Source organism: Arthrobacter sp. Y81, assembly GCF_002929335.1.
In the GTDB taxonomy this organism is placed as follows: Bacteria; Actinomycetota; Actinomycetes; order Actinomycetales; family Micrococcaceae; genus Arthrobacter.
This window is the reverse complement of sequence record NZ_PJIL01000064.1, coordinates 1-790: the sequence shown is the minus strand read 5'-3', so window position 1 is coordinate 790 and position 790 is coordinate 1. Positions and strand designations below refer to the sequence as shown.

General features: G+C 55.7%; 3 protein-coding genes. All 3 read left to right on the top strand.

The window, feature by feature from the left end:
* Positions 1-206, top strand: a 206-nt coding sequence (locus CXQ91_RS25105) for a hypothetical protein (RefSeq protein WP_219816611.1), incomplete at its 5' end; no start/stop codon positions are given.
* Positions 206-418 carry a tail protein X gene (locus CXQ91_RS24185; protein WP_000478224.1) on the top strand — a complete coding sequence of 71 codons (213 nt, stop codon included), beginning with the start codon at positions 206-208 and terminating at the stop codon, positions 416-418. The genes CXQ91_RS25105 and CXQ91_RS24185, both read left to right, overlap by 1 nt.
* Positions 406-790 (top strand): hypothetical protein (locus CXQ91_RS24180; RefSeq protein WP_374953711.1); only part of this gene is annotated, 385 nt, incomplete at its 3' end. The genes CXQ91_RS24185 and CXQ91_RS24180, both read left to right, overlap by 13 nt.

Genomic DNA, 790 nt, shown 5'->3' with positions numbered 1-790 from the left:
ATGCCATCAGTCTGGCCAGAACAGCCAGCGAAGCAGCCACGTATGTACAGCAGGCACAGTCTGCGCTGAGTGGTGTGGACAAAAGAAATATTGCAGGTGCTCTGGATACCGTTTCCGGGCAGCTTAACGCCGCCGGCACAGCATTCAACCGCATGTCTCCGGGATTAAGTGCAATGGCCGCCAGAATACTGACGAGGAGTGTGTGATGTTTCTTGAACATGTTACCCGTGACGGAGAGCGCTGGGATTCGCTGGCATGGCAGTACTACGGTGACCCGCTGGGCTATCCCCGGATTATTGCCGCCAATCCGCACGTGGCCATCACGCCGGTGCTGCCCTCCGGGCTGTTGTTACTGATCCCGGTGATTGAGGCTGAAGAAGCCCGTACAGAAGAGGATATTGCCCCATGGCTGAGATAAACAGCACTGCGCAAGTCACATCAGCGTTAACCGGCGTCAGCGATGTGCTGACACCGGTGTTCACTCTGTGGTATCTGCAGAAAAACATCACCTCTGATATCGCGCCTTATGTCACCCGTGTGACCTGGAGCGATAACATCAAAAATGAGTCCGATACCATTGAGGTGGAGCTGGACGACACCGATGGCCGCTGGCTGGATAAGTGGTATCCGGGCAAGGGTGACACGCTGACGCTGAAAATGGGCTATCAGGGCGAGAAGCTGCTGTCCTGCGGTACGTTCTCTATAGACGAGATCGAAGTGAGTTCGCCCGCTTCCGTTGTTTCTATCCGGGGCGTGGCCAACTCGGTTCACACTGACGTCCGGACTAACA